At 44.8% G+C, this 26,244-nt stretch carries 24 protein-coding genes; 18 read left to right on the top strand and 6 right to left on the bottom strand.

Features of this window, described 5'->3' with window-relative positions:
- Window positions 1-34 precede the first annotated feature (34 nt).
- From GO755_RS21695 to GO755_RS21680, 4 genes are all read left to right on the top strand, one after another.
- Window positions 35-1,132: a carboxylate-amine ligase gene (locus GO755_RS21695; RefSeq protein ID WP_157587388.1), complete on the top strand. Its 1,098-nt coding sequence runs from the start codon at window positions 35-37 to the stop codon at window positions 1,130-1,132.
- 48 nt (window positions 1,133-1,180) lie between these two features.
- Window positions 1,181-2,017, top strand: a complete 837-nt coding sequence (locus GO755_RS21690) for a type 1 glutamine amidotransferase (RefSeq protein ID WP_157587387.1) — start codon at window positions 1,181-1,183, stop codon at window positions 2,015-2,017.
- Window positions 2,018-2,035: 18 nt separating this feature from the next.
- Window positions 2,036-3,232 carry a hypothetical protein gene (locus tag GO755_RS21685; RefSeq protein ID WP_157587386.1) on the top strand — a complete coding sequence of 399 codons (1,197 nt, stop codon included), beginning with the start codon at window positions 2,036-2,038 and terminating at the stop codon, window positions 3,230-3,232.
- Window positions 3,233-3,335: 103 nt separating this feature from the next.
- The gene (locus GO755_RS21680; RefSeq protein WP_157587385.1) at window positions 3,336-4,124 is read left to right on the top strand and encodes an SDR family NAD(P)-dependent oxidoreductase; all 789 of its coding nucleotides are present in this window, start codon (window positions 3,336-3,338) and stop codon (window positions 4,122-4,124) included.
- Window positions 4,125-4,221: 97 nt separating this feature from the next.
- On the opposite strand, the gene GO755_RS21675 is transcribed toward GO755_RS21680, so the two are convergent.
- Entirely contained in the window at window positions 4,222-4,989 is a 768-nt protein-coding gene (locus GO755_RS21675; RefSeq protein WP_157587384.1) for a hypothetical protein, read from the bottom strand.
- Between the two features lie 107 nt (window positions 4,990-5,096).
- On the opposite strand from GO755_RS21675, the gene GO755_RS21670 reads away from it, so the two are divergent.
- Both GO755_RS21670 and GO755_RS21665 read left to right on the top strand, forming a co-directional pair.
- Window positions 5,097-5,612, top strand: a complete 516-nt coding sequence (locus GO755_RS21670) for a DinB family protein (RefSeq protein WP_157587383.1) — start codon at window positions 5,097-5,099, stop codon at window positions 5,610-5,612.
- 107 nt (window positions 5,613-5,719) lie between these two features.
- Window positions 5,720-5,905 (top strand): hypothetical protein, encoded by a 186-nt coding sequence (locus tag GO755_RS21665; protein ID WP_157587382.1) that lies wholly within the window; start codon window positions 5,720-5,722, stop codon window positions 5,903-5,905.
- Between the two features lie 84 nt (window positions 5,906-5,989).
- On the opposite strand, the gene GO755_RS21660 is transcribed toward GO755_RS21665, so the two are convergent.
- Together GO755_RS21660 and tilS are read right to left on the bottom strand one after the other, a co-directional pair.
- On the bottom strand, window positions 5,990-8,272 hold the full coding sequence (locus tag GO755_RS21660) for an OmpA family protein (RefSeq protein ID WP_157587381.1): 2,283 nt from the start codon (window positions 8,270-8,272) through the stop codon (window positions 5,990-5,992).
- A 133-nt stretch (window positions 8,273-8,405) separates the two neighbouring features.
- A complete protein-coding gene (gene tilS, locus GO755_RS21655; RefSeq protein WP_157587380.1) occupies window positions 8,406-9,770 on the bottom strand; it encodes a tRNA lysidine(34) synthetase TilS in 1,365 nt (454 codons plus the stop codon).
- A 32-nt stretch (window positions 9,771-9,802) separates the two neighbouring features.
- Here tilS and GO755_RS21650 point away from each other — a divergent pair, with 32 nt between their 5' ends.
- The 10 genes from GO755_RS21650 (at window position 9,803) to GO755_RS21605 (ending at window position 19,553) form a co-directional block, all read left to right on the top strand.
- Window positions 9,803-11,641 (top strand): OstA-like protein, encoded by a 1,839-nt coding sequence (locus GO755_RS21650; RefSeq protein WP_157587379.1) that lies wholly within the window; start codon window positions 9,803-9,805, stop codon window positions 11,639-11,641.
- A gap of 95 nt (window positions 11,642-11,736) precedes the next feature.
- Window positions 11,737-12,399 (top strand): T9SS type A sorting domain-containing protein, encoded by a 663-nt coding sequence (locus GO755_RS21645; protein ID WP_157587378.1) that lies wholly within the window; start codon window positions 11,737-11,739, stop codon window positions 12,397-12,399.
- 125 nt (window positions 12,400-12,524) lie between these two features.
- The gene (locus GO755_RS21640) at window positions 12,525-13,418 is read left to right on the top strand and encodes an outer membrane protein assembly factor BamD (RefSeq protein ID WP_157587377.1); all 894 of its coding nucleotides are present in this window, start codon (window positions 12,525-12,527) and stop codon (window positions 13,416-13,418) included.
- An 87-nt stretch (window positions 13,419-13,505) separates the two neighbouring features.
- Entirely contained in the window at window positions 13,506-13,817 is a 312-nt protein-coding gene (locus GO755_RS21635) for a DNA-directed RNA polymerase subunit omega (protein WP_111340528.1), read from the top strand.
- Window positions 13,818-13,947: 130 nt separating this feature from the next.
- Window positions 13,948-15,189 (top strand): bifunctional phosphopantothenoylcysteine decarboxylase/phosphopantothenate--cysteine ligase CoaBC, encoded by a 1,242-nt coding sequence (gene coaBC / locus GO755_RS21630; protein ID WP_157587376.1) that lies wholly within the window; start codon window positions 13,948-13,950, stop codon window positions 15,187-15,189.
- A gap of 80 nt (window positions 15,190-15,269) precedes the next feature.
- Window positions 15,270-16,172 (top strand): type IX secretion system protein PorD, encoded by a 903-nt coding sequence (gene porD, locus GO755_RS21625; RefSeq protein WP_157587375.1) that lies wholly within the window; start codon window positions 15,270-15,272, stop codon window positions 16,170-16,172.
- A 120-nt stretch (window positions 16,173-16,292) separates the two neighbouring features.
- On the top strand, window positions 16,293-17,960 hold the full coding sequence (gene recN, locus GO755_RS21620; protein ID WP_157587374.1) for a DNA repair protein RecN: 1,668 nt from the start codon (window positions 16,293-16,295) through the stop codon (window positions 17,958-17,960).
- Between the two features lie 81 nt (window positions 17,961-18,041).
- A complete protein-coding gene (locus tag GO755_RS21615) occupies window positions 18,042-18,500 on the top strand; it encodes a viral A-type inclusion protein (protein WP_157587373.1) in 459 nt (152 codons plus the stop codon).
- Window positions 18,466-19,137 (top strand): SCO family protein, encoded by a 672-nt coding sequence (locus tag GO755_RS21610; RefSeq protein WP_394351041.1) that lies wholly within the window; start codon window positions 18,466-18,468, stop codon window positions 19,135-19,137. Before GO755_RS21615 ends, GO755_RS21610 begins: the two co-directional genes overlap by 35 nt.
- Window positions 19,134-19,553, top strand: a complete 420-nt coding sequence (locus tag GO755_RS21605; RefSeq protein ID WP_157587371.1) for a c-type cytochrome — start codon at window positions 19,134-19,136, stop codon at window positions 19,551-19,553. The genes GO755_RS21610 and GO755_RS21605 overlap by 4 nt, the downstream gene beginning before the upstream one ends.
- Before the next feature lie 7 nt (window positions 19,554-19,560).
- Here the strand turns inward: GO755_RS21605 and lptC are convergent, their stop codons facing one another.
- The 3 genes from lptC to GO755_RS21590 all read right to left on the bottom strand — a co-directional run bounded on the left by lptC (window position 19,561) and on the right by GO755_RS21590 (window position 22,242).
- Window positions 19,561-20,022, bottom strand: a complete 462-nt coding sequence (gene lptC, locus GO755_RS21600) for an LPS export ABC transporter periplasmic protein LptC (RefSeq protein WP_317165933.1) — start codon at window positions 20,020-20,022, stop codon at window positions 19,561-19,563.
- A 152-nt stretch (window positions 20,023-20,174) separates the two neighbouring features.
- The gene (locus tag GO755_RS21595) at window positions 20,175-21,488 is read right to left on the bottom strand and encodes an OmpP1/FadL family transporter (protein WP_227687040.1); all 1,314 of its coding nucleotides are present in this window, start codon (window positions 21,486-21,488) and stop codon (window positions 20,175-20,177) included.
- A complete protein-coding gene (locus GO755_RS21590; protein ID WP_157587369.1) occupies window positions 21,445-22,242 on the bottom strand; it encodes a type III pantothenate kinase in 798 nt (265 codons plus the stop codon). Before GO755_RS21590 ends, GO755_RS21595 begins: the two co-directional genes overlap by 44 nt.
- A 667-nt stretch (window positions 22,243-22,909) precedes the next feature.
- On the opposite strand from GO755_RS21590, the gene rho reads away from it, so the two are divergent.
- Entirely contained in the window at window positions 22,910-25,150 is a 2,241-nt protein-coding gene (rho, locus tag GO755_RS21585) for a transcription termination factor Rho (RefSeq protein ID WP_157587368.1), read from the top strand.
- A gap of 143 nt (window positions 25,151-25,293) precedes the next feature.
- On the top strand, window positions 25,294-26,175 hold the full coding sequence (locus GO755_RS21580; RefSeq protein WP_157587367.1) for a sterol desaturase family protein: 882 nt from the start codon (window positions 25,294-25,296) through the stop codon (window positions 26,173-26,175).
- Window positions 26,176-26,244: the final 69 nt, after the last annotated feature.

Below are 26,244 nucleotides of genomic sequence, written 5' to 3'. Positions count from 1 at the left end.
ATACGAAACTGCATTTTTCTAACCCACGACACTAATGCCCGTATTCACCCTCGGAATCGAAGAAGAGTTTCAGACAATTGACCCCAATACCGGCGAGTTGCGTTCGCACATGTCGAAGATTGTCGATGGCGGCCAAATAGTTCTCCAGGAACGCGTAAAGGCAGAAATGCACCAGGCGGTGGTTGAGGTAGGTACCAACATCTGCACCAATATTCAGGAGGCACGTCAGGAGGTAACGTACCTCCGTAAGATGATTATTGAGCTGGCCGAAAAGCAAAATCTAAAAATTGCCGCTGCCGGGACCCACCCGTTTTCGGACTGGCAGGAACAGCTCATTACGCCCAACGAACGCTACGACCGGCTCATTGAAGAAATGCGCGATGTCGCCCGCTCGAACCTTATTTTTGGTCTGCACGTCCACGTGGGTATCGAAAGTCGGAATGAGGGCATCCAGATCATGAACGCTGTTCGGTATTTTTTGCCCCATATTTACGCACTCTCCACCAACTCACCCTTCTGGCGGGGGCGTAATACAGGATTCAAATCGTACCGTTCAAAAGTATTCGACAAATTCCCACGTACCGGAATTCCTGATTTCTTCTCCTCGGCCGCTGAATATGATGAGTACATCAACCTGTTGATAAAAACTGGTTGTATCGACAACGGCAAGAAAATCTGGTGGGATATTCGCCTGCATCCCTTCTTCGATACGATTGAGTTCCGCATCTGCGACGTACCGATGCGTATCGATGAAACCATTTGTCTGGCGGCTATTATGCAGGCACTGGTTGCCAAAATCTATAAGTTGCACAAACAAAATCTGAACTTCCGTCCCTACCGGCGCATCCTGATCAACGAAAACAAATGGCGGGCGGCTCGCTATGGTATTGAAGGGAAACTTATTGACTTTGGCAAGCAGGAGGAAGTTCCAACCCACCAGCTCATTCAAGAATTATTAAGTTTTATCGACGATGTTGTCGATGAACTTGGCAGCCGCGAAGAATGCAACTATGTGCTCAAAATCCTCGAAATGGGTACTGGAGCTGACCGCCAACTAGCTGTATTCCAAGAGACCAACGACTTCAAGCGCGTCATGGATTACATCATCGAAGAAACTTCTTTGGGCATCTGACAGTTATTTTTGAACGACTATCATCAACATTAGCCGTAACTACAACCTATGAATCAAGTGAAAATCGCCGTTCTGGACATGAATAACAACCACGCCAATGAGGGTATGCGTTGTATTCTGCAACAGATTCGGAACATGCAGGGGAACACCCAAGATGAACTCAGTTATGACGTATTCGACGTTCGATCAAAAAACGAAATTCCTGATTTAGACTATGACATTTACATTTCATCGGGTGGCCCAGGAAGCCCGTTAGCGTCATCGGACGAATGGGAAGCTCGTTTTTTCGACCTGATCGACCAGATTATCGACTGGAATAAACAGAACGACCGCAAGAAATTTGTCTTTCTTATTTGTCACTCGTTTCAATTGGTGGTACGCCATCTTGACTTAGGTTTATTAAGTCGGCGTCGGTCAACTTCGTTCGGTATTTTCCCAGTCCATAAAACCGACGAAGGCGCAGAAGAGCCTTTGTTTGAGGGATTACCTGATCCATTTTATGCCGTTGATTCGCGGGATTACCAGATCACTGAACCAAATGCTGAACGTTTGGACGAAATGGGAGCTACTATTTTGTGTCTGGAAAAAATTCGCCCCCATGTTCTACTTGATCGGGCGGTGATGGCGATTCGGTTTTCACCCGAAATGATTGGTACTCAATTCCATCCTGAAGCAGATAATCAGGGCATGTTGCGCTATTTCCTACAGGACGAGAAACGTAATCACATTATCTCGAATTTCGGTCAGGAGAAATACAATGACATGGTAGCATATCTGCAAGATCCAGATAAAATCGCACTCACGGAGTCAGTTATTCTACCCGGCTTTTTGACTCAGTCCATTCAGGCATTAGACCTGTCCGAACAGTTTATAGAACAGAATTAACCCTGTCCTAGGAAATTTATGATACAGTCCGTTCGTGAAACTTACAACCAAGCTTTTAGCCCGGAACGATACCGGGCTTTTTTGGATAAAATAAACGCTGATCTACCCGATCAACTCGATTTTCGCGTGGCAGAAACACCCGTTTTTGTCCCGAAAGTACTGACAGACAATATTCTGCAAGCCTGCGACGATATTGTCAGCGTGATTACCCGCGACGATTTCAAGAAGCTGACGGAGAAGGCAATTCCAGCGGGGCAGAACGTACCGAATGAAGATGAGCACACGCAATTTATGGCGGTAGACTTTGCTATCTGCATGGATGAGAAGGGTGAGCTTACACCACAACTCATTGAATTACAAGGATTCCCGTCACTCTACGGGTTTCAGCCATATGTTGCCAATCTGTTCCGTTCGACTTATCCAATTCCCGACAATCTCTCGCATTTATTCAACGTCGAAACGAATGCTGAGTATTTGGAACGGCTTCGGCATATGATTGTAGGAGATTGCCTGCCCGAAGAAGTCATTTTGCTGGAAATCTATCCTGAAAAGCAGAAAACACGCATTGACTTTGTCCTGACAGAGCAAGCATTGGGTGTTGCTCCCGTTTGTTTGACCAAAATTAAAAAGGAAGGTCGGGCGTTGTTCTACGAAAAAGATGGACGACAAACTCGAATTAAGCGCATCTACAACCGACTGATTTTCGACGATTTACAAAATTTCCCTGATCTAAAAAGTGGTTTTCACCTTACCGACGACGTAGATGTGGAGTGGGTGGGTCATCCAAACTGGTTTTTCCGCATCAGCAAATACACGCTTCCCCTGTTAAAAAGCCCATACATCCCCGCTAGTTATTATCTGTCGGATTTGAGCGAGTATCCTGCTGACCTGGAAAACTACGTATTGAAACCATTATTCTCTTTTGCAGGCAGTGGCGTTAAATTACACATTACCACCGCCGATCTCGATGCTATTCCCGCCGATCAACGTGATGGCTATTTGCTCCAGCGGAAAGTCAAATATGAACCGGTTATTCAGTCGCCGGATGGGTTGGTCAAATGCGAGATCCGTATGCTCTTTATCTGGCCCAAAGAAGACGCAGCCCCCACCCTGCTTACAAACCTCAGTCGTCTGAGTCGGGGCGAAATGATTGGGGTTAACTTCAACAAAAATAAAGACTGGGTCGGCGGCTCAGTCTGCTTCTTTGAGAAATAAACGTTTATAGTTAAACACGGAGAAACGGAGGAGTCACGGAGTTCACAGAATTTTTGTTCTCCGTGACTCCTCCGTTTCTCCGTGTTTAAGAATCCTTTTCTACATGGAAACCCAACCGATTACCACTACCGAAAAATCCTTTTTTGACCTTACTGGAAAAGTAGCCATTATCACCGGAGCCAGCAAAGGCATTGGCGAAGATATGGCGCGTGTATTTGCCCGTTTTGGGGCCAAGGTTGTGATTAGCAGCCGTAAGCAGGATGCCTGCGATACCCTTGCTAATGACATTAAGGCACAAGGGGGAGAGGCCACAGGCATTGCCGCCCACGTAGGCGATATGGGCCAACTTCAGCAGCTAGTCGACAAGACTATAGCGACCTACGGTGGCATTGATATTCTGGTCAATAACGCGGCATCAAACCCCGTTTTCGGCCCGTCTCTCGACTGCGACGGCGCGGCTTTCGACAAGATTATGCAGGCCAACGTGAAAGCTCCTTTTGAGTTGAGTAAGCTCTGCTATCCCAGCATGAAAGCCCGTGGAGGTGGTAGCATCATTATGATCAGCAGTATCGCCGGACACACTCCTGACCCTGGTTTAGGTATGTACAGTGTGAGTAAAGCCTCATTGAATATGCTTACCAAAGTGCTGGCTAAAGAGTGGGGTGTTGATGGTATACGTGTAAATGCGATTTGTCCTGGCTTGATCAAAACCAAATTTAGTCAGGCGCTCTGGCAGGATGAAAAAACACTGGCTCGCTTCACTAAACATATTCCCATTGCTCGAATGGGTACAACTGACGAAATCAGCCCACTAGCACTTTTTCTAGCTTCTGATGCGTCGTCCTATAGCACAGGAAGTTTGTTTTACGCCGATGGTGGAACAGTGATTTAAGTAAGACAGGGTACCTTTCTTATAGTACGAATTGGGTCTGAAAAGTCGGCACATGCTCAACCTATTCAGACCCAATTATGCTTTTAAAAGCTGAAACTTAGTAGGCTTCGTATTCATACTCAGTCGTCGCTGTGGTTGTAACGACCTTCGTCAGCAAACCATTTGAGTCATACATATATTGTTTATCACTTGTAACGGCATTATTCATACTGAACATACGGATATCAGGTTCGCCAGTAATTAACCCATAATAAGGATTGGGCTTATCGTCGTATTGAAAAGTTGTCGTGACATTCGCAGATTGGTTTTCGCTTTTTTCTACTTTAACAATGTTGCCTCCGTTATAGGTGTATTGTTCTACCGACTGGCCCAATTTGAATCCGCTACTGTCCCAAAAATCACTTGTTACTTTAACAGGAAACTTAGTGTCCCCATACGCTAGTTGAAACTCTTTAACTAGTGATGGAGAAGTCGGCAGAACGTTAATGAAGTATTCTTTTATTACGCTGATATTACCACTCATATCATACTCATAGGTATAACTTACAATAGGCCTCCATACACTACGATAAGCATACCAAGATTCATGTAAGATTCCCTGTATTCTCCCTTGTGTGTCATAGCTAATGATTGTGGAATCACTAGGTAGCGAAGAATTTCCATAGTAACCTACATAGTTGGCTAAACGGCCATTACCATCATAGTTATACGTATTTGCAGTTCCAGTGGCGTTGGCATCTGCGTATGTTGTTCTAATTTTCTTAATCCGAAAACGTTGGGTTGCTGGAATTTGGTAATCTTTACAGGACGTGAGTGTTACAAAGAATGCCAAAACACTAAACCAAATGCTAAAGTTGAGTCGCATAGGTGTTTAACAAGTGAAACTATTAGACGTTGTTCAGCTATATAGACCGAAGTACGGAAAGGAAAGTCGAAGTAAATAAAATTTGGGTCCTACTTAAACAAGCGCCTATGCAAACCCCAATTGAAACACGTGAAGTCTGGCTACGTGGCCCATTATCTGATGTCCCAGCTCTCGTTCAACCTATAGCGCATGCGCTTTTGCAGGCTCGTGAAGAAGTTAACGCACTGATGCTTGATTTTCCAGAACAGTTACTATGGGAACGGCCAGCCAACGTAGCTTCCGTTGGTTTTCATTTGCAGCACTTGACAGGCGTACTGGATCGTCTCTTCACCTACGCACGACAGGAAGCACTTTCACCTGACCAGTTAGCGGCATTGGCGGCCGAAGGGAAACCTAATGAAACGGTCTCCTCTGTTCAGGAGTTAGTGAATTCGTTTCATGAACAGGTGGAGAAAGCAATTGGTCAGCTTCGAACCACCGACGAACAAACACTGACTGAAGTACGAGGAGTTGGGCGCGCACAGTTACCTTCAACTGTAATTGGCTTGCTCACTCACGCAGCTGAACATACCATGCGCCATGTAGGACAGTTGTCGGTAACAGTGCGCGTGATAACAGTTTAACTGGCTTTTAAGTTATCATTCATCGGCACTTCATACGATGAGTCGACCTTTCATTTAGGAAGCTCGCCAGTCGAGCGAGCTTTTTTACTAAAACCAGTCTTAATCCCATGAAAAAATCACTATTGGCAGCCCTTGCGGTAGCCGCACTTTGCGTAAATATCTCGTTTGCCAGCGCACCTTCACAAGACAAACCAGTTTCTAAGACAACGACCGTGAAGAAAACCACCACCCCAACAACGAAGTCCAAGACCACGACTTCGTCGGTTCATAAGAAGCATGTTAAACAATCATAAGTGGTAAGTTATAAAATAGTAAGTGGCTGACGCGAGAGTATTATGCGTCAGCCACTTACCACTTACTACTTTATAACTTACCACCTACTGCACAGCTAATACCTTAAACTCGGTTCGGCGGTTTTGCTGGTGTTCGCTTTCAGTACAATTCACGCCGTCTACACAGCCGTTCAAAATCTCCGATTCGCCATAGCCTCGTGCTACTAACCGCTTTGCTGGAATACCTCGTGCCACCAAATAGTCCATTGCGGCCCGTGCCCGACTCTCCGACAATCGAATATTATACGTATCAGTAGCGCGGGCATCGGTGTGTGAGCGCAACTCGATCTGCATTTGTGGATACTCTTTTAAAATTGCGAGTACGTGATCGAGTTCTTGTGCAGCATCGGCCCGGATAAAGAACTTGTTCAGGTCATAGTAAATATTCTTGAGCTGGAACACATCTCCTACACCATATAAACCCAGTGAGTCGGTAATGACCTTCGTTTTACGCTTGGTTTTACCATACTGGGCTTTTTTGGTAGCATAGCGATCTTTCTGAGCCGTAATTGTATAAGGTGCGTTCGGTTTCACATCGAATTCATAGCCACCATCAGGGCCGGTGGTTACAGTCTGCTCCGATTTGTCTTTCTCATTACGCAGAGTCACTTTCACACCAGTTGCAGGCTGCTGGTTTACCTCCGTTTTTATAACGCCTTTCACCAATGTGTTCTCCGATTTTTCAAGGTAAATCGACACGTTCATCACTGGTTTGGGCGATTGCGTCAATGTCGAAAAACGAACACTATTCATGGCATAGCCTTCTTTAATTGCTTTGAATTCGTATTCCGTATTGGAGTCGACACATAAATCGGTGCGGCCCTGAACGTTTGTTAAGCGAAGGTCCTGATTGAGGCCGTTCCGCAGAATACGCACATCCGCATTTTCGAGTGGTGTATTTGTTTTCGCATCATACACCAGAATATTCAGTTGCTTACAGGCCCGACGGAACGAGTAAATATCATCGTCGCTTACGCCTTTTTTACGATTACTACTGACGAAACCTGTCGTGCGGTTCTTATCGGTAATAAAACCAAAATCATCTTTTTCGGAGTTGATTGGTGCACCTACATTCTGAACGCCTTTGTACGCAATACCGTCTTTTAGCTCAGCAACGAAGACATCTAGACCTCCTAAACCCTCGTGACCGTCTGAGGAGAAGTATAGGTCATCACCTTCAGACGCATACGGGAACATCTCATTACCTTCAGTATTGATTTCCTTACCCATGTTTACGGGCGTTCCCCACTGGCCATTATTAAACTCGACTACGTAGATATCTGTACCTCCATAACCGCCAGGCATATCTGAGGCAAAATACATCTTCGTATTATCAGCCGAGAAAGCGGGGTGCCCCACGGAGTATTCGTTACTATTGAATGGCACTTCCTGAATATCGACCCATTTACCGTTCTTATTCACGGAAGAATACAATTTTAATTTTTTTACGCCATCTGAGCTTTTACCAGCTTTCCCCTTACTTGTGTTGTTCCGGGTAAAGACGATGAAGTTCTGATCTTTCGTGAAGGTCATTGGTCCTTCATGGTATTTCGTATTGAGCGTGCGACTAAAAATTTCCGCTTTCGACAAAGGTTGGGCATCGGCAGCGGCTTCAGTACCTGTTGTTTTTGCTTCGCTGCCACTACCCACTACCGCCGAATTGACCGAGCGGGCCAGATCTGCTCCAGGAACACGTAATTGGTTCGTATCAGGATGAAAATAGAGATCCAGGAACGGGGTCTGATTCCAATTGAACACCCGTTTTACTACACCAGATTCATCACGGGCCGATACGAAAACAATCCCACCTTTATAGTACATCGGGCTAAAATCGGCTTGCCGTGAGTTAATGGGCAGGTTATATAATCGGTATGAAGACGAATCTTGATAGAATCGACTCATATCCATGTACGAAACCGTAAATCGGCGTCCACGCAAGTCCTGGCCCTGTTTTTCGCCATATTGGCTATACATTTTCTGCGACTCCCGGTATTTACCATTAGCCGCCAAGGACTGTGCATAGTAGAGATAGACTTCACTGTCTAAATCAGTATACGATTTTACCAGTTCGCCATATACCCGCTCAGCATTGCGAGTATCCTGCAACTTTCGGTAGCTATAGCCGAGTTTAATCATAGCGTCGCGGGTTTCGGCGGGATCTTTCTTTTTATCAGCCCGCAGAAACTCCTCATACGCCCGTACTGCGCTTACATAGCTAAGATTATCAAATTGCTTATTTGCCGCTCGTAGCCGTGCACTTTGTGCCTGGGCATTCAGACTCCATAAGGCAAGTCCTGTCAGCAATAGGACCCGTACAATTCGGTTCATGGTATTAGTGAGTTAGTCAAAACTATGGGCTCGACAAAAACCTTACAAATAGAGTGCCAACTTTATAAGGTCGTGTTTATGATAAACCCAAAAGCTATATTTTCACGTTTTATCACCTTAAAAATACAATTTTTCAACTTCTGTTTGGAGGAAAATCCATTGTTGAAGTCAACGAAAATCGCCCAATTCTCTTTGTTTCTGCCTTTACTCGGAAACGATGATCAATTCTCCGACCAATAACCCAGGCAATTTGACCGCCGGAAAGAAGTACAGCCGTTTGCTCCCGCTCAGTCCGGCTTACTTTCAAATCATTCAATAAATCGCTAACCAGTTTATGTCCATTAAGACCTAGTGGCCGGAAACGATCACCCTGCCGCCACGGGCGAATAGTGAGCGGAAACGTCAGCCTATCGGCATCCAGACAAGCAATACTGGAATCAGTTGGTAGGTTAAAATCGCCAGTTTTTTCTATTTCGTCAATAGCAAGTGCAAAAGCCCCTGCAACTGCCACCAATCCATTTGGCCAATCGACCAGCGTAATCTCGTAATCCATCGGTATTGGCAACGGTTCAAGCAATAGGCCTATGCGTTCATGGCTGATCCGATGTGTAGAAGATTCAAACACTTGGCCAACAGACTGATTCAATGATTCAATCATATGCTTTACTTGATCATCGGCAAATCCGAATGGTTTAAGCCATTCCGCCAATTGAAAGGTAAGCTCGGCTAAAGCCTGCAACTTATCGGCTGGTAGCGTTATCTGATTGCCATCCTGCAAAATCGTTTCCTTCCAGGATCGCTTAAGTTCGGCCTGCATGAGTACTTCTGCTGCCCGTAGGCGCTCAATAGTGCGAGGCAATGTTTGCCATAAACCACTATTCAACTCGGTCAATACAGGTACTATATGATGGCGAATTCGATTACGAGCATACTTATCATCACTATTAGAGCTGTCTTCCCGATAAAGCAGCTTCTGCTCTTCTGCATACATTGCCAGTTGAGAGCGGGTAGCAAACAAGAGCGGGCGCACGATACCGTTCTGCTTACTGGCAATGCCATGTAGTCCGGCCAGTCCAGTGCCACGAGTGAGGTTTAGTAACAGCGTTTCCAGCACGTCATTCAGATGATGAGCTGTTGCCACACAAGCGTATTTGTAGTCCTCAAGAAGCTGATCAAACCAGGTATATCGAAGTTCGCGAGCGGCCATTTGAATAGAAATTCCGCGCTCGGCAGCAATGGCAGTTGTATCGAAGTGTGTTAGATGAAACGGAACCCCATAGTGTTCAGCCTTGTTCTGAACAAAAAGGGCATCAGCTTCAGAATCTGCCCCTCGCAGGCCGAAGTTTACGTGGGCTATGGAAAATGGTTGATTAGTACGATAAAACAAGTCAGCCATTACCATTGAGTCAATGCCACCGCTAACAGCTAACAGTAAATGGTCACTGGTGCCGAACAGTTGATTGTCGTTAATAAATGCTAAAAAATTCTGCTCTAACATTCGGTGTCGGCTCAAAGCCGTAGTTTTGTCTCATGATTCGTTTGTTTGCCCGCTTTTTATTCGTTTTTGTCTGGCTTTGTTTATTGGTCACTTCTACCGATGTTCTGGCTCAGGTAGCAGGAACGCCCGTGGCTACAGGGACTGGCGATAAAGTCGAGTTGTTTCACGCTGATAGCTTGGTCGTCCTCAATATACCTGGCCAGGTAGTTCGAAAGTTGCATAACAACGTTCGACTACGACACAAAGGGGTACTTATGTACTGCAATCTCGCCATCCAGAACGTAACAACCAATGTAATCGAAGCGTATGGCAACGTGCGGCTGGTTCAGGGCGACACCATCAACGTACGGGGCGATACTATGTTCTATTATGGCAACACACGTCAGGCAAACATGCGCGGCCATGTTATCATGCACGACCGCAAAATGACCCTAACAACTGCTCAACTCGACTACGACATGTTGTCGGGTATTGCGCACTACCCAGTACCGGGTCGAATAGTTGATAAAGAAAATATACTGACCAGTCGGGAAGGCTATTATGATACCCACACTAAGCTCTTTACGTTTCGTCAGAATGTTCGTTTAGTGAATACCAAAGGTACACTCACTGCCGATTCATTGCTTTATAATTCGCTAACCCGACTGGCAACATTTCAGGGGCCAACGCGCATTAAGAATAAAGACGGGGTTCTGACAGCCATTGCCGGTCAATACAATACGACTACAGGCATTTCGAATTTTCAGCGTCGGGCTACTGTCGAGACGCCTAAATATCGACTCACCGGCGATTCTCTTTATTACGACAACCTATCTGAACTGGGTATTGCCAAAGGCAGTGTTATTATGGTCGCCAAAGATCGTAAAGCCGTCATTACCGGCGATCATGTCCGCTATAATGGTAAAGCGGGTATTTCTCGGGTTACGGGCCATGCTGTCGCTAAAAGTCTAGCAAATGAGGCTACACATGATACGCTCTACCTGCGGGCAGATACGCTCTTTTCGTTCGATAATAAACTAACGAATACGCGTCGTCTGTTAGGACAAAAAAATGTATTTATGTACAAATCGGATATGCAGAGTAAATGTGATTCGCTCATTTACGACATGGCCGATTCGACTATTTATTTTTATAAAAAACCAATTCTCTGGAGTCAGAATAAGTATCAGATGGAGGCTGATTCAATGAAAGTATTGCTCAAAAATAATCGGATTCATACGATGTTTTTAAAAGCAAAATCGTTCGTTATTTCACTTGATACACTTAAAAACTTCAATCAGGTTAAAGGGAGAACCATCACTGCTTTTTTCGCAACAAAGCTTGTCAATCCAGATACGATTTCACTGGCTTCCAATGAAGTACAACCCAGCAAAAAACTGGTTTCTCAACTGAAAAACAGCAGAAATACAGTGGCCTCTGCAACGAATACCCTACCTCCGAGCGTAACTGATAGAAAAAAAGGGACAATGCCATCCGATACAGTTCGGCTTCAGGAGCAAACCACACTTGATCGCGTTATTGTTGATGGAAACGGGCAAAGTATTTATTATGCCCTTAATGAAAAAAATAAAATGATTGGGCTGAATCACGTTGAATGTAGCCGGATGAACATCGAATTTACTAACAACAAAGTCGGTCGAATTCGCTTTTACGGGCATCCGGATTCAAAACTAATTCCGCCTAAAGAAATAACCGGTGAAACGCAGGAGCTGGACGGTTTTCGTTGGCGCGAGGCTGAAAAACCAACTAAAGGACAAGTTTTATGGCTCGAAACTCCTCCGGCAGAGAAGCCTGCAGTGAAAAAACCATTAAAAAATAAGGGCCAAATCAAACCTTTGGCTCAAAAATTGGTTCGAAAAGTTAATAATTAAGCCTTTTAACAATTTTTTAGACAATAGACAGTTGACTTTGTCTTTTAAGCTGAATAGGTTTGTGGTGAATAGGTGTGTACCTGAAGAGGACTTTCATGAAACAATTTATACTTATTGGTGTATTGACGGGCTTGCTAACGGCAACTATCCCGCTTAGAGCGCAGGTCGCTCTCCGGGATACGGATGTCCGGAAAGGAAGTCGACTCGAACTGGGCCGAACGTCGTCGCCACAGAAAACTAGTGCATCTCGTTTACCGTCGCAACGGTTTTCGATTATGCCTAACCCGACTTTATCGGGACTTGATCGGTCAATAACGCTCAATAAAAATTCGGCGATTAACGAACATTACCGGTCATTGTTATTGCCAAATGCGGGATCAAAATCTGCCGCCAAGGCTTCAACTGCGGAAACTTCCGCACCTGCGAGCGATCTTAAGTCTGTACCTCCTCAGGAAGGCAAGGGCGATAACCGTTTGTTTTCTAACGATAAGCTGTGGATTTCTAACGCCTACCCTAATCCAGCCGATGATGTGGCTGAGCTCGATTATCAGTTTACAGGGTCGGGTACAGAAGCAAAGCTAGTACTTTTGAATGTTTTGGGCACACCCGTACCCGGTTACGAGCAGATAGAGTTGGAACGTAATGATCGCAAGGTTCGCATTGTTACTCGCCCCTTGGATACTGGTTATTACCTGTATCAACTCTCAGTCGATGGTAAGAAAGTAGCAACGAAACGTTTGCTTGTTCGCCATCAGTGAGCTTTAGCGCCAATTGTTAAAATAACCTAAACAGCATTAAATTGCCGGTCATTTTCGGCACTACCACAGGCTGCGTCGTCGTTAAATCGGTGTAGCCTGTATTTTTTTTGTATCTTTGCAAACATATGCAACAACGTCATTTTGGTAAGATTCTGCTAGGGATTGGGGTAGTGTTTTTACTGGGTTCGTGTAGCCCTTTCTCTAAATTGCAGAAAAGTGGTAACGATGATGCTAAGTACAAAGGAGCCCTTGCGTATTATAAAAAGGGAGATTGGTATCGGGCAGGTCTCCTGTTCGAAGAACTTATCCCTGTTCTGAAAGGCAGTAATGAATCTGAACTGGCTCAGTTTTATTATGCCTATACGCAGTATCAACAGGCACAGTACTTGCTGAGTGCAACTTTATTCAAGAAGTTTTACGAAACCTTTGCCCGATCAGATTATGCTCAGGAGGCTATGTATATGTATGCCTACTCGCTTTACCGGGACACGCCCTCATTCAATCTTGATCAGTCAAACACATTAACGGCTACCTCTGCACTCCAGGATTTCATCAACGCCTATCCAGACAGCAAGTATCGCGACGATGCCACTAAACAGATTCTGGATCTACGTGGAAAACTGGAGCGCAAAGCCTATGAAAAAGCCAAGCTCTACTACAAAACCAGTGGTTTCAACATTGCTTCTTATAAATCGTCGGTAATCGCGATCAATAACTTTCAGAGAGAGTTTCCGGACTCTCAGTACAATGAAGAATTGGCATTCCTAAAAGTAGATGCTGAATTCAGTCTGGCGCAGAATAGTCTGGAAAACAAGCAAAAGGAACGTTATCAGGAAGCGATAAGTTATCATCAGGCATTTATTGACAAATTTCCTAATAGCAAGTTCCTTAAGCAGTCGGAGAAGATGTACGAAACCAGCCAGAAAGAAATCGAACGACTGGATAAGCAGGAACAGGAACGCGAAAAGGAAAAAGAAAAGCTTAAGAATCCCCCGGCAAAAGTGACAGCCGCAAATTAATACAGTTTACGGTTTGAGATTTTAGGTTGATCTACTTCAACAACACGACCACTGTAAACTATAACCAAATACCGAGAACAAATCATTATGGCAACAAATCAATCCATTATTACCCGTAATAACGATAAGATTGCGGCTCAAACAGGCAACCTATACGAATCGGTTTCGATTATCTCTAAACGTGCCCGGCAGATTGCAACCAAAAACAAAGAAGAGCTAAGCAACAAGCTTTCTGAGTTCGTTTCGGCAGTTGACAACCTCGAAGAGGTGTTTGAAAACCGTGAACAGATCGAGATCTCGAAATTTTATGAGCGCATGCCGAAACCAACTTCTATTGCAACAGATGAGTTTCTGGAAGGGAAAGTTTACTGGCGCTACAACGAAGAACCTCAGCAATAATGCTGCTTTATTCTCTATTCTTATAGCCGCGCGGTAGAATTGCCGTGCGGTTTTTGATGTTTTAATCTATTGGATTTCCCAGCCAATACATATCGGCATCAACCAAAATATGCTTCTATAGCGACTTTTCATGTCAGTTACGGGCAAACGAATTCTGTTGGGTGTAACGGGTAGTATTTCGGCTTATAAGTCGGCACTATTAGTGCGCCTGCTGGTGAAGGCAGGGGCCGAAGTGCGAGTAGTTATGACTGAGTCTGCTAAGGCATTTATTACTCCTCTTACGTTAGCTACTCTATCGAAAAATCCCGTTCTATCAACCTTAGTTACTACAGAATCAGGGCACATAGGCGATGGCAGTTGGAATAATCATGTAGAGCTTGGTTTGTGGGCCGATGCAGTCGTTGTCGCTCCGGCCTCAGCGCATACACTGGCCCGCTGTGCCACAGGTTTATGTACTGATTTATTGTCGGCGGTTTATCTATCAGCCCGTTGTCCGGTATTTTTTGCTCCAGCTATGGATGTCGACATGTACCACCATCCTACAACCGTCGAAAACCTCCGCCGACTTGAATCATTTGGCAACCATATTATTCGGGCTGAACACGGCGAATTAGCCAGCGGTTTAGTAGGTGAAGGGCGCTTGGCTGAACCCGAAACCATTGTGCACTTACTTGATGAGTTCTTTAAGCCGGGGGCTGGGAGCGTGAAGCAAGGAATTCTATCAGGAAAGCAGGTGCTGATAACAGCAGGACCTACGCAGGAACCCATTGACCCTGTTCGGTATATCAGCAATCATTCGACTGGCAAAATGGGCTATGCGATCGCTAATGCCTTTGCAAAGGCTGGGGCAACAGTCAATTTAGTCAGTGGTCCTACAGCTCTACCCCTCCCCGATCCCGCCATTCATCGAATTCAGGTGCGGTCAGCGCAGGAAATGTTCGTGGCTGCACAGGATGCTTTCAATGAAGCCGACATCATTGTATTGAGCGCAGCTGTTGCTGATTATACGCCTGCTCATCCTGCTGATCGAAAAATCAAGAAAAAAGAAGCTGTATTTTCCCTTGAACTCACTAAAACCACCGACATTGCGGCCACACTGGGAAGCCGCAAGCGACCAGACCAATGGATGATGGGTTTCGCGCTTGAAACGGACAATGAATATGAAAATGCAGTAAAGAAACTTCAAACAAAGAATTTAGACTGGATTGTCTTAAATTCACTACGCGATGAAGGGGCTGGTTTTGGGCACGATACGAATAAAATCACCGTTATTGACAAAGGCGGGCAAACACATAAATTTGAGCTAAAATCGAAGGATGAAGTAGCTCAAGATTTAGTGAATTTGATCAAAAAGAAGCTTATGTCTGTATAAATTTATGCCGATGAGCCAGCTTTTATCATTAGCTTATCACCCGCGAAAATCTGCCTAAAAAAGTCACGGCGTTATCAACCATGAAAGCGATATTTTTAGCCATTCTAAGCTGTCTCTGCGTCTTTGCACAGGCGCAGGAACTCAACTGCCAGGTGACCATCAACTCCGACCAGTTATTTGCCCAGCAAAAGACAGATTTTGCCTATGTAAGTCAATTGAAGGGTATCATCACCGAGTTTATGAATAATCGGCGCTGGAGCAATGAGCAATTTGCTGTAAACGAGCGGATTAATTGTTCCATGAATATCAATTTGGTGAAGTCGTTATCGCAAGGTGTTTTTGAAGCAACGGCTCAAATTGTTGTAACACGCCCGGTATATGGTACTAATTACGAGACAACTATTTTCAGTTATGTAGATCGAGCGTTTAACTTTGTCTATTTGCCAACAACGCCGGTTTATTTTCGAGAGAATCAGTTTTCAGACGATCTAACCTCATTATTGGCTTATTATGCCAATGTGATTCTGGCTGTCGATTACGATACATTCAGTAAAGAGGGTGGCAGCCAGTTCATACAGCGAGCCTATACAATTACTAATTTGGCTCAGCAAGGCTCAGCTAATGGAGCCTGGCAAGCTGGGGGTGACCGGCGCAACCGATACTGGCTTGTCGAAAATCTGCAAAATCAGCAACTGATTCCATTTCGAGATGGCCTCTATACATACCATCGCTTAGGATTAGACGTTTTTGCGGCCAATCCAGTACAGGTTCGCAAGCAAATTCTTGATTTATTGACCACCATTCGGACAATTGGCCTACAACTCCCGAATTCAGTATTACTCAATTCGTTTTTTGATGCTAAATCGAAAGAGCTTTACAATATTCTATTTGAAGGAACACCTGCAGAACGCCAAAAAGCCTTTGATTTACTCTCGTATTTAGACCCGGCCAAAACAGAAAATTACCGAAAATTAATCCAGTGAGCGAACAGTAGTAGCCAGCATTCCTATTACTTATAAACAGAGTAACTTTGTATTTAGTAGCTTCACATGGCACTTGTTCACTCGTAAAGGATTCCTGCTCACAGTTAACTGTTTCTGATTTTGCTATCGCATTTACTAATAAAAAACTATGCACTGATCGACGAACTCGAACTCATGCCCGACCGTGAGCTGAACATTATCACGGGCGAAACAGGAGCCGGTAAGTCAATCATGTTGGGGGCCATTGGGTTGCTATTAGGCAATCGGGCCGATACCCGCGTTTTATATAATCCTGAACAGAAATGTGTTATTGAAGGTACATTTGGTGTATCAGGTTATGCTATTGAGCGTATTTTTGACGAAGAAGAGTTAGATTATTCCAATACGTGCATTGTACGTCGCGAGATTAGCGTAAGTGGAAAATCACGAGCATTCGTTAATGATACACCCGTCAATCTGGAAACCCTTCGCCGGGTAACAAGCCAGATGATGGATATTCACTCACAACACGATTCAGTTTTGCTTGGCTCCAATGAATATCAATTGGAAATTGTCGACACCTATGCGCAGAATGATGCTCTTTTAAAAACATATAGATCTGATTATCAAACATATCGAACGAGTAAGGCGGCTTACGACCAATTACAGTCCGAAGCTTCTGCCATGCGTAAAGAGTTCGACTATAACAATTTTCTGTACGAGGAGCTTACCAAAGCACAATTACAACCCGATGAGCAGGAATCGCTCGAACAGGAGTTGACAATTCTGGAAAACGCCGAAGAAATTAAAGAGCGACTGCAATTAGCTTACGAATATTTAGACAATACAGAGCAATCCGTCATTGACTTTTTAAAAGGCGCTGTTAGTAATTTGTCCTATATTAGTAAACTGTCGGACCAATACGAGCAATTGCAGCAACGGGCACAAAGTAGCCTGATTGAATTACGTGATTTAGCCGACGAAATCAGCACCGAACAAGACCAGGTAGAGGTTGATGACATTCGTGCCGAAACCATCCGTGAGCGACTAAATCTACTCTATCAACTTCAGACGAAGCACCAAACAAAAGACGTACAAGGTCTGATTGCGCTTCGGAATGAATTAGGCCAAAAAGTGAGTAAAGTGCTAAATCTGGACGATGCACTTAGTGAGGCCAAAGCGCAGACCACAGCCGCTTATGCGCAACTTCAAACTAGCGCCGAAGCTCTATCGGTCTCCCGACAAACTGTGCTCGTTCCCATCGAGCATGAAATTGGAGCCTTGTTACACGATCTTGGTATGCCCAATGCATCGTTGAAGATTCAGGCAGAAACAGCTAAACCTACACCTACGGGCGTAGATACTATCGCGTTTCTGTTTAGTGCTAACAAAGGCATGAAACCCCAACAGTTGAAAAACGTAGCTTCGGGTGGTGAGTTCTCACGATTAATGATGGCAATAAAATATATTCTGGCTAACAAACGGTCGTTACCAACGATTATTTTCGATGAAATTGATACGGGTGTATCGGGTGAAATTGCCATTAAAATGGGAAATATGATGCGTGATATGGCGCACAGTCACCAGATTATTGCGATCACACATCTCCACCAGATAGCTGGGCAGGGGACTGCTCATTATTTTGTGTATAAGGATCACTCTTCCGATAAGACCGTTAGTCGTATTAAACGACTGACACTAGACGAGCGTATCAACGAGATTGCCCAGATGATTGGGGGTAAGAATCCGTCGGCCAGCGCTCTTAAAAACGCCCGGGAAATCCTGAAACAGCGTGCAACAGTAAAATAAAAATAGATGCATGATGTAGGATATATGATGTATTTGGGGAATCATGCATCATATATCCTACATCATACATAATTCAATCCTATGAACAAAACTACACGTATCATTGCCGTTTTAGTTGCATTTAGTGGGGCTTTCGGGGCTTGTAACTCAGGTGAAGAAGCCGTTAAGGAAGCAGAAAACGGAGTATTTGCTATTCATGACGAGATAATGCCCAAAGTAATGGGGGATCTCGTGAAATTGAAAAAAAAACTACAAAAGCGCATTACCTCTCTCGACAGTCTGAAGGCCAGCGGTTCTGCCGCTGCTACCCTACGAGTTGATGAGGAAAAAGCACAAGCTACTCGTCTAAATCAAGATCTACTCATTGCTGATAGCCTTATGAATGAGTGGATGGCACACTACAATGGAGATACACTTGCCAAACTCTCATCCGACAAAGCCCTAACTTATCTGGCCGCGCAAAAAGATCAAATTACTGATGTCAAGAAAAAAGTTAATACCAGCATTGAACAGGCCAAGCAGTTTTTGGGTAAAAACTAACCATGTGATATTCTTGTCTGGATTAGTTGCCTTCCTATATGGGTGCGGTACTTCTTCGAATGATAAGCTTCCCATTTTGGGGCAGCGGGAAGCTGTTACCAAAGTAGTGAATGGAAAATCGGTGACGGATACTGTCTATCAGTCAATTCCAGATTTCAAGTTTATTAGCCAGTATGGCGACACTGTAACGGCTCATACGCTCGACCATAAAATCTATGTAGCTGATTTCTTTTTTACAAGTTGCCCAACCATTTGCCCCAAAATGAAGGTGCAGTTGAAACGAGTTTACGAGAAATTTAAAGGAAATCCAGACGTGATGTTGTTATCGCACACCATCGATCCTGATCATGATTCGGTAGCGGTACTCAACGAATTTGCGCAAAACCTTGGAGTAACGGGGCGTCAATGGCTATTCGTGACTGGTGATCGCGATAAAATTTACGATCTAGGACAAACTAGCTATATGGTTACGGCACAGGCCGATAGTACTGCTCCCGGAGGTGTTATTCATAGTGGCGCATTTATTTTGGTAGACAAAGACAAACATATCCGGGGTATTTACGATGGCACTACTGAAGCAGGCGTTGACAAACTAATGACTGATATGACTCGACTTCTAGCCGAGAGTAAACCATGATCCGACCTGTCAGTATTTTAGGACCTATTGCGATTCTCATTGGTTTATTATCCTGCCAAAGCGAGGAAGAAATAAAACGACAACGATATATCACAGAGGGCATTCTGGTTTATAAAAACAATTGTGCCAATTGTCATCAACCCAAAGGCGAAGGGCTTGCCAACCTCTATCCACCTATTGCTCATTCAGATTATTTGGCAGATAAAAAAGGCGTCATTTGCTTAATTCGATACGGCCAACAGGGATCAATCCTGGTAAATGGTAAACCATATAATCGCCCTATGCCTCCGCAACCGCAGTTGAGCGACCTGGAAGTTGCCGAGTTAGCTACGTATATCTACAACGAGTGGGGGAACGAAACGAAATTGACGGATGTCAAATCGGTTAAACCTATTTTAGACGCCTGTAAGAAATAGTTACTTACTAAATTCCAGTCTGTACATTAAAAACGCCAGTTACTTTACGAATAGCGTATTTAGTGAAATCCTGATTAGCATCTAAGCCAAGTCCGTAGAGTTTCTCACCTGTGAGCTGACTTAATATTGTTACCTGTTTGTCGGTATATACTTTCTTAGTAACTGGGTTCCAGGTTAGCTCGGGCGTAAGGAGCTTTTCCTGTTTTTGCTTATTGATGACCACTACGTGGCCCATTACAACATATATATCCTTTGCTTTATCGTAGCGACCAGAATCGGAGCGGATGGTTGTAACTTCCTCTCCAGTAAGACCAAAAAACGAAATATTGACGGGCTCCGGGTAACGTCGATTATCGTTGATATACCGAAGCTGCTTCGCCGTTGTTAGTCTAACCTTCAGCAAAGCAGCTTCACTATATAGAAGTTTCACATCATTGATTTCTTCAATTGGCCCGCTATAAGGTTCCACTTTTTTAGCCTGCTTCGGCTCGCCACAGGCTAGAAGAAGGATTGAACAATGGAGAATGAAACATGTAAAATAAACCATCTTTATCGAAACAGTTCTTTTACTTCTTTCTCTGTATTCTACATTGTTCATTCTACATTGTTCATTAAAACACATCAGTCAACCGCTCTCTTAATGAACCACCAGTCATTCAACGAGAAGCCCAATCCTATTTGCACGTAGCGCTCTCGAATCTGGCTGGCAGTTAATACACCCCGCTGGCCAGCCACCAAAGACAATGTTACGTGGTTAACTAAATTGTAGCCTAAGGGCAATGAGATCCCCAAGCTTCCATTAATGTCGTTAATTGTCTGACCACCTATTTTATAAGGCATCTGATTATACTGGAATCCCGCCCGGTATGTGATCAGATCGCGGTAGCGGTTTGATGCGGGTTTGGGTGTATATTCAACACCTCCTGCAACATTCATTGCATCGACCAGGCCGCCCGGCTTATTATCTGCAGTGCGATATTCGCTCCACTTCTGCAATCCAACATCAACCCCTACCAGCAATCCATGATTCAGTTTCTCTAAACTAATACCAAAATGCATTTGCTGTGGTAAGGTTGCTTTGCTATTCGAGTTAAGTCGTAGCGTATCAGGAGCAGTTATCGCCAGGCCCGATAATGACGTTTGCTGATAGATATCTGTTTGCTGGGCTTTAATGCGGGTTTGCGGATCGTACGTAGCTCCCAGATTAAGTATCCATTTATCGTTTAGCTTAGGACGCCAGGCAGCGCCTAATTTAAAGACGATATCACTGTAATTAACACGATTTAAGTGAGTTACAAGCAAATCTGTGCTACCATTCGGATCAAGAATAGCTCTCGAATCAGCTGAATTTGTAACGTTTCCGAATAAAAAAGAGGCTTCGGCACCCACATAAAAATTTCGGGTGACAGTAATACCATTGGCAAATGTTGCTTTATTCAGCCCTCCGCGCCCCGTATAATTATAGACCGCTGTATAAGGTGTTCCAGGTACAGCAATATATTGCCGCGTATTGTAATTAACATACGTATACGGTTTTAGACTTAAAGACATATTCCAGCGGGAATTCGCAGGGAAAGCCAATGCCAGATACCCCAGATTTCCCGCAACATTACTCTGACTCTGTTCCGTATTGCTGATATTCTGACTAAGGCCTGTCGATTGACCAACCAAGCCTACTTCAAAGACGGTATAGCGTCTTCGCTGAGCCAGCAGTGCCGGATTTTGAAGATTCAGATAGAATCCGCTGGCATTACTGATACCCACACCGCCCATGCCCATATTGGTTACATTAGCTGGGCTATATAACTCTCCGATGCCCAGAGACGAATAGGGTGAATTACCTAATCCCTGCGCCAATACTATAGGCGATGTCGCGGCAACAGCCAGCAAACTATGCGTTAACGTCCGGCGTACTCGCTTGTAAATTCTCAACATTATAGCGTAAAATTCGATTCAATCCAGTCAGCACCAATTCGGGCACTGCAAATATCGGCGGTTTAAGACGACTTTCAAAGGCGATAGCATCACCTCCGCACAGGAGTACTGCAATACCCGGCCGTTCGCGACGATATAATTCGACAATTCCATTCAGTTCAAAGGCCATCCCGTTCATCACTCCGCTCTGCATAGCCGACTGTGTATTTTTAGCAGTCAAGTCAGGCCACTCAGGGGGCGTTTTAACAAGAGGCAACCGGGCAGTTTGTTCATGCATCGCCCGAAATCTCATATGTAATCCCGGCGAAATCAGTCCTCCCTGAAACACAGCCTGCTGATCAATTAAATCGGCGGTCAGGCAAGTTCCGAGGTCAAGAATCAGGCAATCCTGATTCGGAAACAACGTCATGGCGCCTACAGCAGCAGCTACCCGGTCGGCACCAAGGGTAGTAGGGGTATCGTATGCCTTACGTATAGGAACAGGAGTTTGGCTATCCAATACCCAGAAATTATTACTTATTCCCATTAACTCAACGCGAATCTCATCCGTTGGTCGACTAGTTGAAGAGACCAGCATATTCACTATTAAGTTACTCTCAAGATCAGCCAACAGCTCATTTAGCGAGGCATAGCGTTCCGTTTTCACTAACTGTGACTCGGCAAACCAGCCTGCTTTCAGGTTGGTATTTCCCCAGTCGATAACCAAATTGGTAGATGTTGTTCCGTAATGGTAATTCGTATCTGTTCGGCTCATGTATGAAAGTGCAACGCTCTTGTAGGGCACAAAATTTAGAATTTATAAAGGTTTTAAGGATTTTTAACGGCAACCTGCTACTGCCTACTTGTCTTAGATCTTTCCGCCTTATCAACAAATTCCTCACAGCGAACCATTTTTATAGAAAGCAACATCTAAACGTGCTAACTGACAAATTGATCGTCGATTAACTACGCTGAACTCATAGGCATTTCGATTAAAATCTTTTTTTATTTAAAAAATGGAAACATTTCCTGGGAAATAACGTTTTCTTGACAATACCGCAACAAGTTATTACCTTTGTTACCATCAGTCCGGTTGGCAGGTAGGGTTTTCAATAAAGAGATAGCCCATAACTACAGCAGATCATCGCAATAGCGAACCGTCATTTTCCAAACGCTTTAATAACCGCCACTTCTGGCCCCACCAGACGGTTATGTTTGGATCAGGCAATCACTCCAAGTTATATTTTTGATTTATTTTTCAATACGTAATTACTTGAATCTGTTGAGGTTAATTTGGTTTATCAATCAATAGCCCCACATTAGACCAGCATGGGTCTCTTAACACGCCTATCAAAACAGCGGTTTCTTAGTTTTAACAATCCTCAACTTACATCCTTACCGCTAAGGCGGTCCTTTCAAGGTTTATCGCTAACCTGACCTCTATGTTCAAGAAAGAAGAATTAGACATGAAGCTTCTCTCCGAGCTTCACCCAATTGCTGAGCAGTTTGGCATTCGTAATATCGCCAAATACACAAAAGAAAAACTGGTTTACGAAATCATAAAACAACAGTCGGAACGCCCAGGCCCTGAAGGGGCCGAAGAGGTGACCCAGGCTGAAGGCCCACCCAAACGCAATGGGCGAAAAAAGACGGTTGCCGTTACTTCAACTCCAACCCAAGAAAGTAAACCCGTTGAGGCTGTGCCTACACCGGCTAGTCCAAACAGCCCCCAGTCACGTCAGCGGATCAAACGCGAACGTACTAGTCCCGAACCGAAAACAAGTACAGCGGCTGAGGAGGCTGAGCCTACTCCGACCCCAATAGCGGATAGCGTTCTTACACCAACGCCTGAAATTAGTCTAGCGCCTACACCTGAACCTATACCTGTCGAAACTGCTGCTGTAGCAGAAACAGCGACACCAACAGACGCTCCTAACGTCCTTCCACAGCCTCGTGAGACCCGCGAATCTGGCCAACGTAACGGTCAATTTAATCAACCTGTTCGGAATCGTGTTGAGAATCGACGCGACAGCGACGAAGGGAACTCCTCTACTGAACGCCCCTTCCGACAAGGTGTTCCCCGAAATGATAGAGATCGTAATGGACGGACGGATCTGAATCAGCAACGGAATATACGTCCAGATGGGCAACGAGATGGCCGGCAACGCTTAGATAACAATCGGGATCGTAATGACAATAATCAGAACTCGAATGGACCACGGGAGCTTCGTGATAATAATCAGCGCCGAGATCAACGGCCACGTACTCAACGTGTTGTAACCGACGAAACAGCCCTGAATTATGGCGGCCAGACCGACGACGAATTTCTGACACCTACTGTTGTTTCGGATGACAATGCAGCCAATATGCAGTCGGTAGCAGAGCCAGTTGTTTCAATAGCAGATCCTGCCGTTGAAACGACGACACCTACAGAAACTCAAGCAGATCAACCAGCACCGACCGAAAATACTCAGGCTCCTCAACCACAACTTAACCAGCCCGCCCGCGAAGCACAGGAATATCAAAACCGAATCCGGCGGCAGTATAATCAACACATCCGGGAGTTCGATGGTATAATCGACAATGAGGGTGTGCTGGAGATTATGCAGGATGGTGGCTATGGTTTTCTGCGCTCAGCAGATTATAACTACCTCGCTAGTCCTGATGATATTTATGTATCGCCTTCACAGATTAAACTGTTTGGCTTGAAAACCGGCGATACAGTACGTGGTGCCATTCGCCCGCCTAAAGAAGGTGAAAAATATTTCGCACTACTACGCGTATCAACAGTGAATGGGAAAACAACGGAAGAAATTCGTGATCGGATTCCATTTGAGTATTTGACTCCTCTTTTCCCGGAAGAGCAACTTCATCTTAGCAACCGTCCCGACAACTATTCGTCGCGGGTGCTGGATTTATTCGCACCTATCGGTAAGGGTCAGCGCGGTATGATCGTCGCTCAACCCAAAACGGGTAAGACAGTACTACTGAAGGAAATCGCCAACGCCATCACGAGAAACCACCCAGAGGTATATCTGATCGTGCTTCTGATTGACGAACGTCCGGAAGAAGTAACTGATATGGCCCGTAGCGTAAATGCAGAGGTCATTTCATCAACCTTTGATGAGCAAGCCGATCGCCACGTAAAGGTGTCGAGTATGGTGCTCGAAAAAGCAAAACGGATGGTCGAATGTGGGCACGATGTAGTAATCCTGCTTGATTCGATTACTCGTCTGGCGCGGGCTTATAATACGGTTGTACCCTCGTCTGGTAAGATCCTGTCGGGTGGTGTTGATGCCAACGCACTCCACCGGCCCAAGCGATTCTTCGGCGCGGCCCGGAACGTAGAGAACGGGGGTTCGCTGACTATTATCGCTACGGCCCTGATCGACACTGGTTCAAAAATGGATGAGGTAATCTTTGAAGAATTCAAAGGAACCGGCAACATGGAACTCCAGCTGGACCGTAAATTAGCGAACAAGCGCGTTTACCCAGCTATCGACGTTATGGCTTCAGGTACACGCAGAGAAGATCTGCTATTGGACAAAGAGACCCTACAACGTGTCTGGATTCTACGTAAGCACATGGCTGATATGAATCCCATGGAAAGTATGGATTTCCTGCTTGGCCACATGAAAGGCACGCGGAATAACGAAGAATTTTTAACTTCAATGAACCGGTAGAACGCATCAATTAAGTTAAACACAGAGGCACAAAGGGCACAGAGTTTTTTAATTCTCTGTGCCCTTTGTGCCTCTGTGTTTAATCTAAGCCATATTGAAATCATATCAGGAATACCGTAACTTGCATAAAAGTCAGAAAAATTATGAGAGATCTGATTCAATATGCCATTCCGGGTTTTATTATTTTGCTAGTTGCCGAGGTTCTGATTACGGCTAAACAACAAAAAGATTATTACGATGCCAAAGACACTGCAAGCAGTTTGTCGATGGGTATTGGCAACGTTATTATTGGATTCGTAGGGAAAGCCATTGTATTTGGGGCTTATTCGCTGGTTTATCAGTTCCGGCTGTTTACCGTGGATATGACCCAGTGGTGGGCGTGGGTTATCCTTTTTTTTGCCGATGATTTTAGCTATTACTGGTTTCACCGGATTAGTCACAGCAGCCGATATTTCTGGGCTTCACACGTAGTACATCACTCGTCCATGAAATACAATCTTGGTACGGCTCTGCGTCAGACCTGGACGGGCAACATCTCAGGCGCATTCATTTTCTGGATTTGGCTCCCCCTGGTTGGTTTCTCGCCAATAGCGATTATGACCATGCAGTCCATTAGTCTGCTCTATCAGTTCTGGATTCATACCGAACTCATCGACAAGTTCCCCAAACCAATTGAATTCATCTTCAACACACCATCCCACCATCGAGTACACCATGGCTCTGATCTGGATTATTTAGACAAGAATCACGCGGGTATTCTGATCATCTGGGATCGAATGTTTGGTACATTTGAATTGGAACGCAACCGGCCAACCTATGGCCTGGTCACCAACGTGAACTCACATAATCCCGTCCGAATTGCTTTTCATGAATGGATAGCGATTGGGCAGGATGTTCGTCGGGCAGGATCGTTTCGGGCTGCGCTGGGCTATATTTTCGGACCTCCCGGTTGGAGCCATGACGGTTCACGGAAAACAACGAAGCAACTTCGGGCGAAGCCAGAAGAAGTTACTGAGCTTACGTAAGCTTTTTTGTTTTCACAAAGAGTCAGATAAGGACTCATCCATTAGTTAGGTTGCGCTCATCATTAAACT

Source organism: Spirosoma arboris (genome assembly GCF_009754945.1).
GTDB lineage: Bacteria > Bacteroidota > Bacteroidia > Cytophagales > Spirosomataceae > Spirosoma > Spirosoma arboris.
The sequence above is the reverse complement of the archived record's forward strand: the minus strand, read 5'-3'. Positions and strand labels throughout refer to the sequence as shown.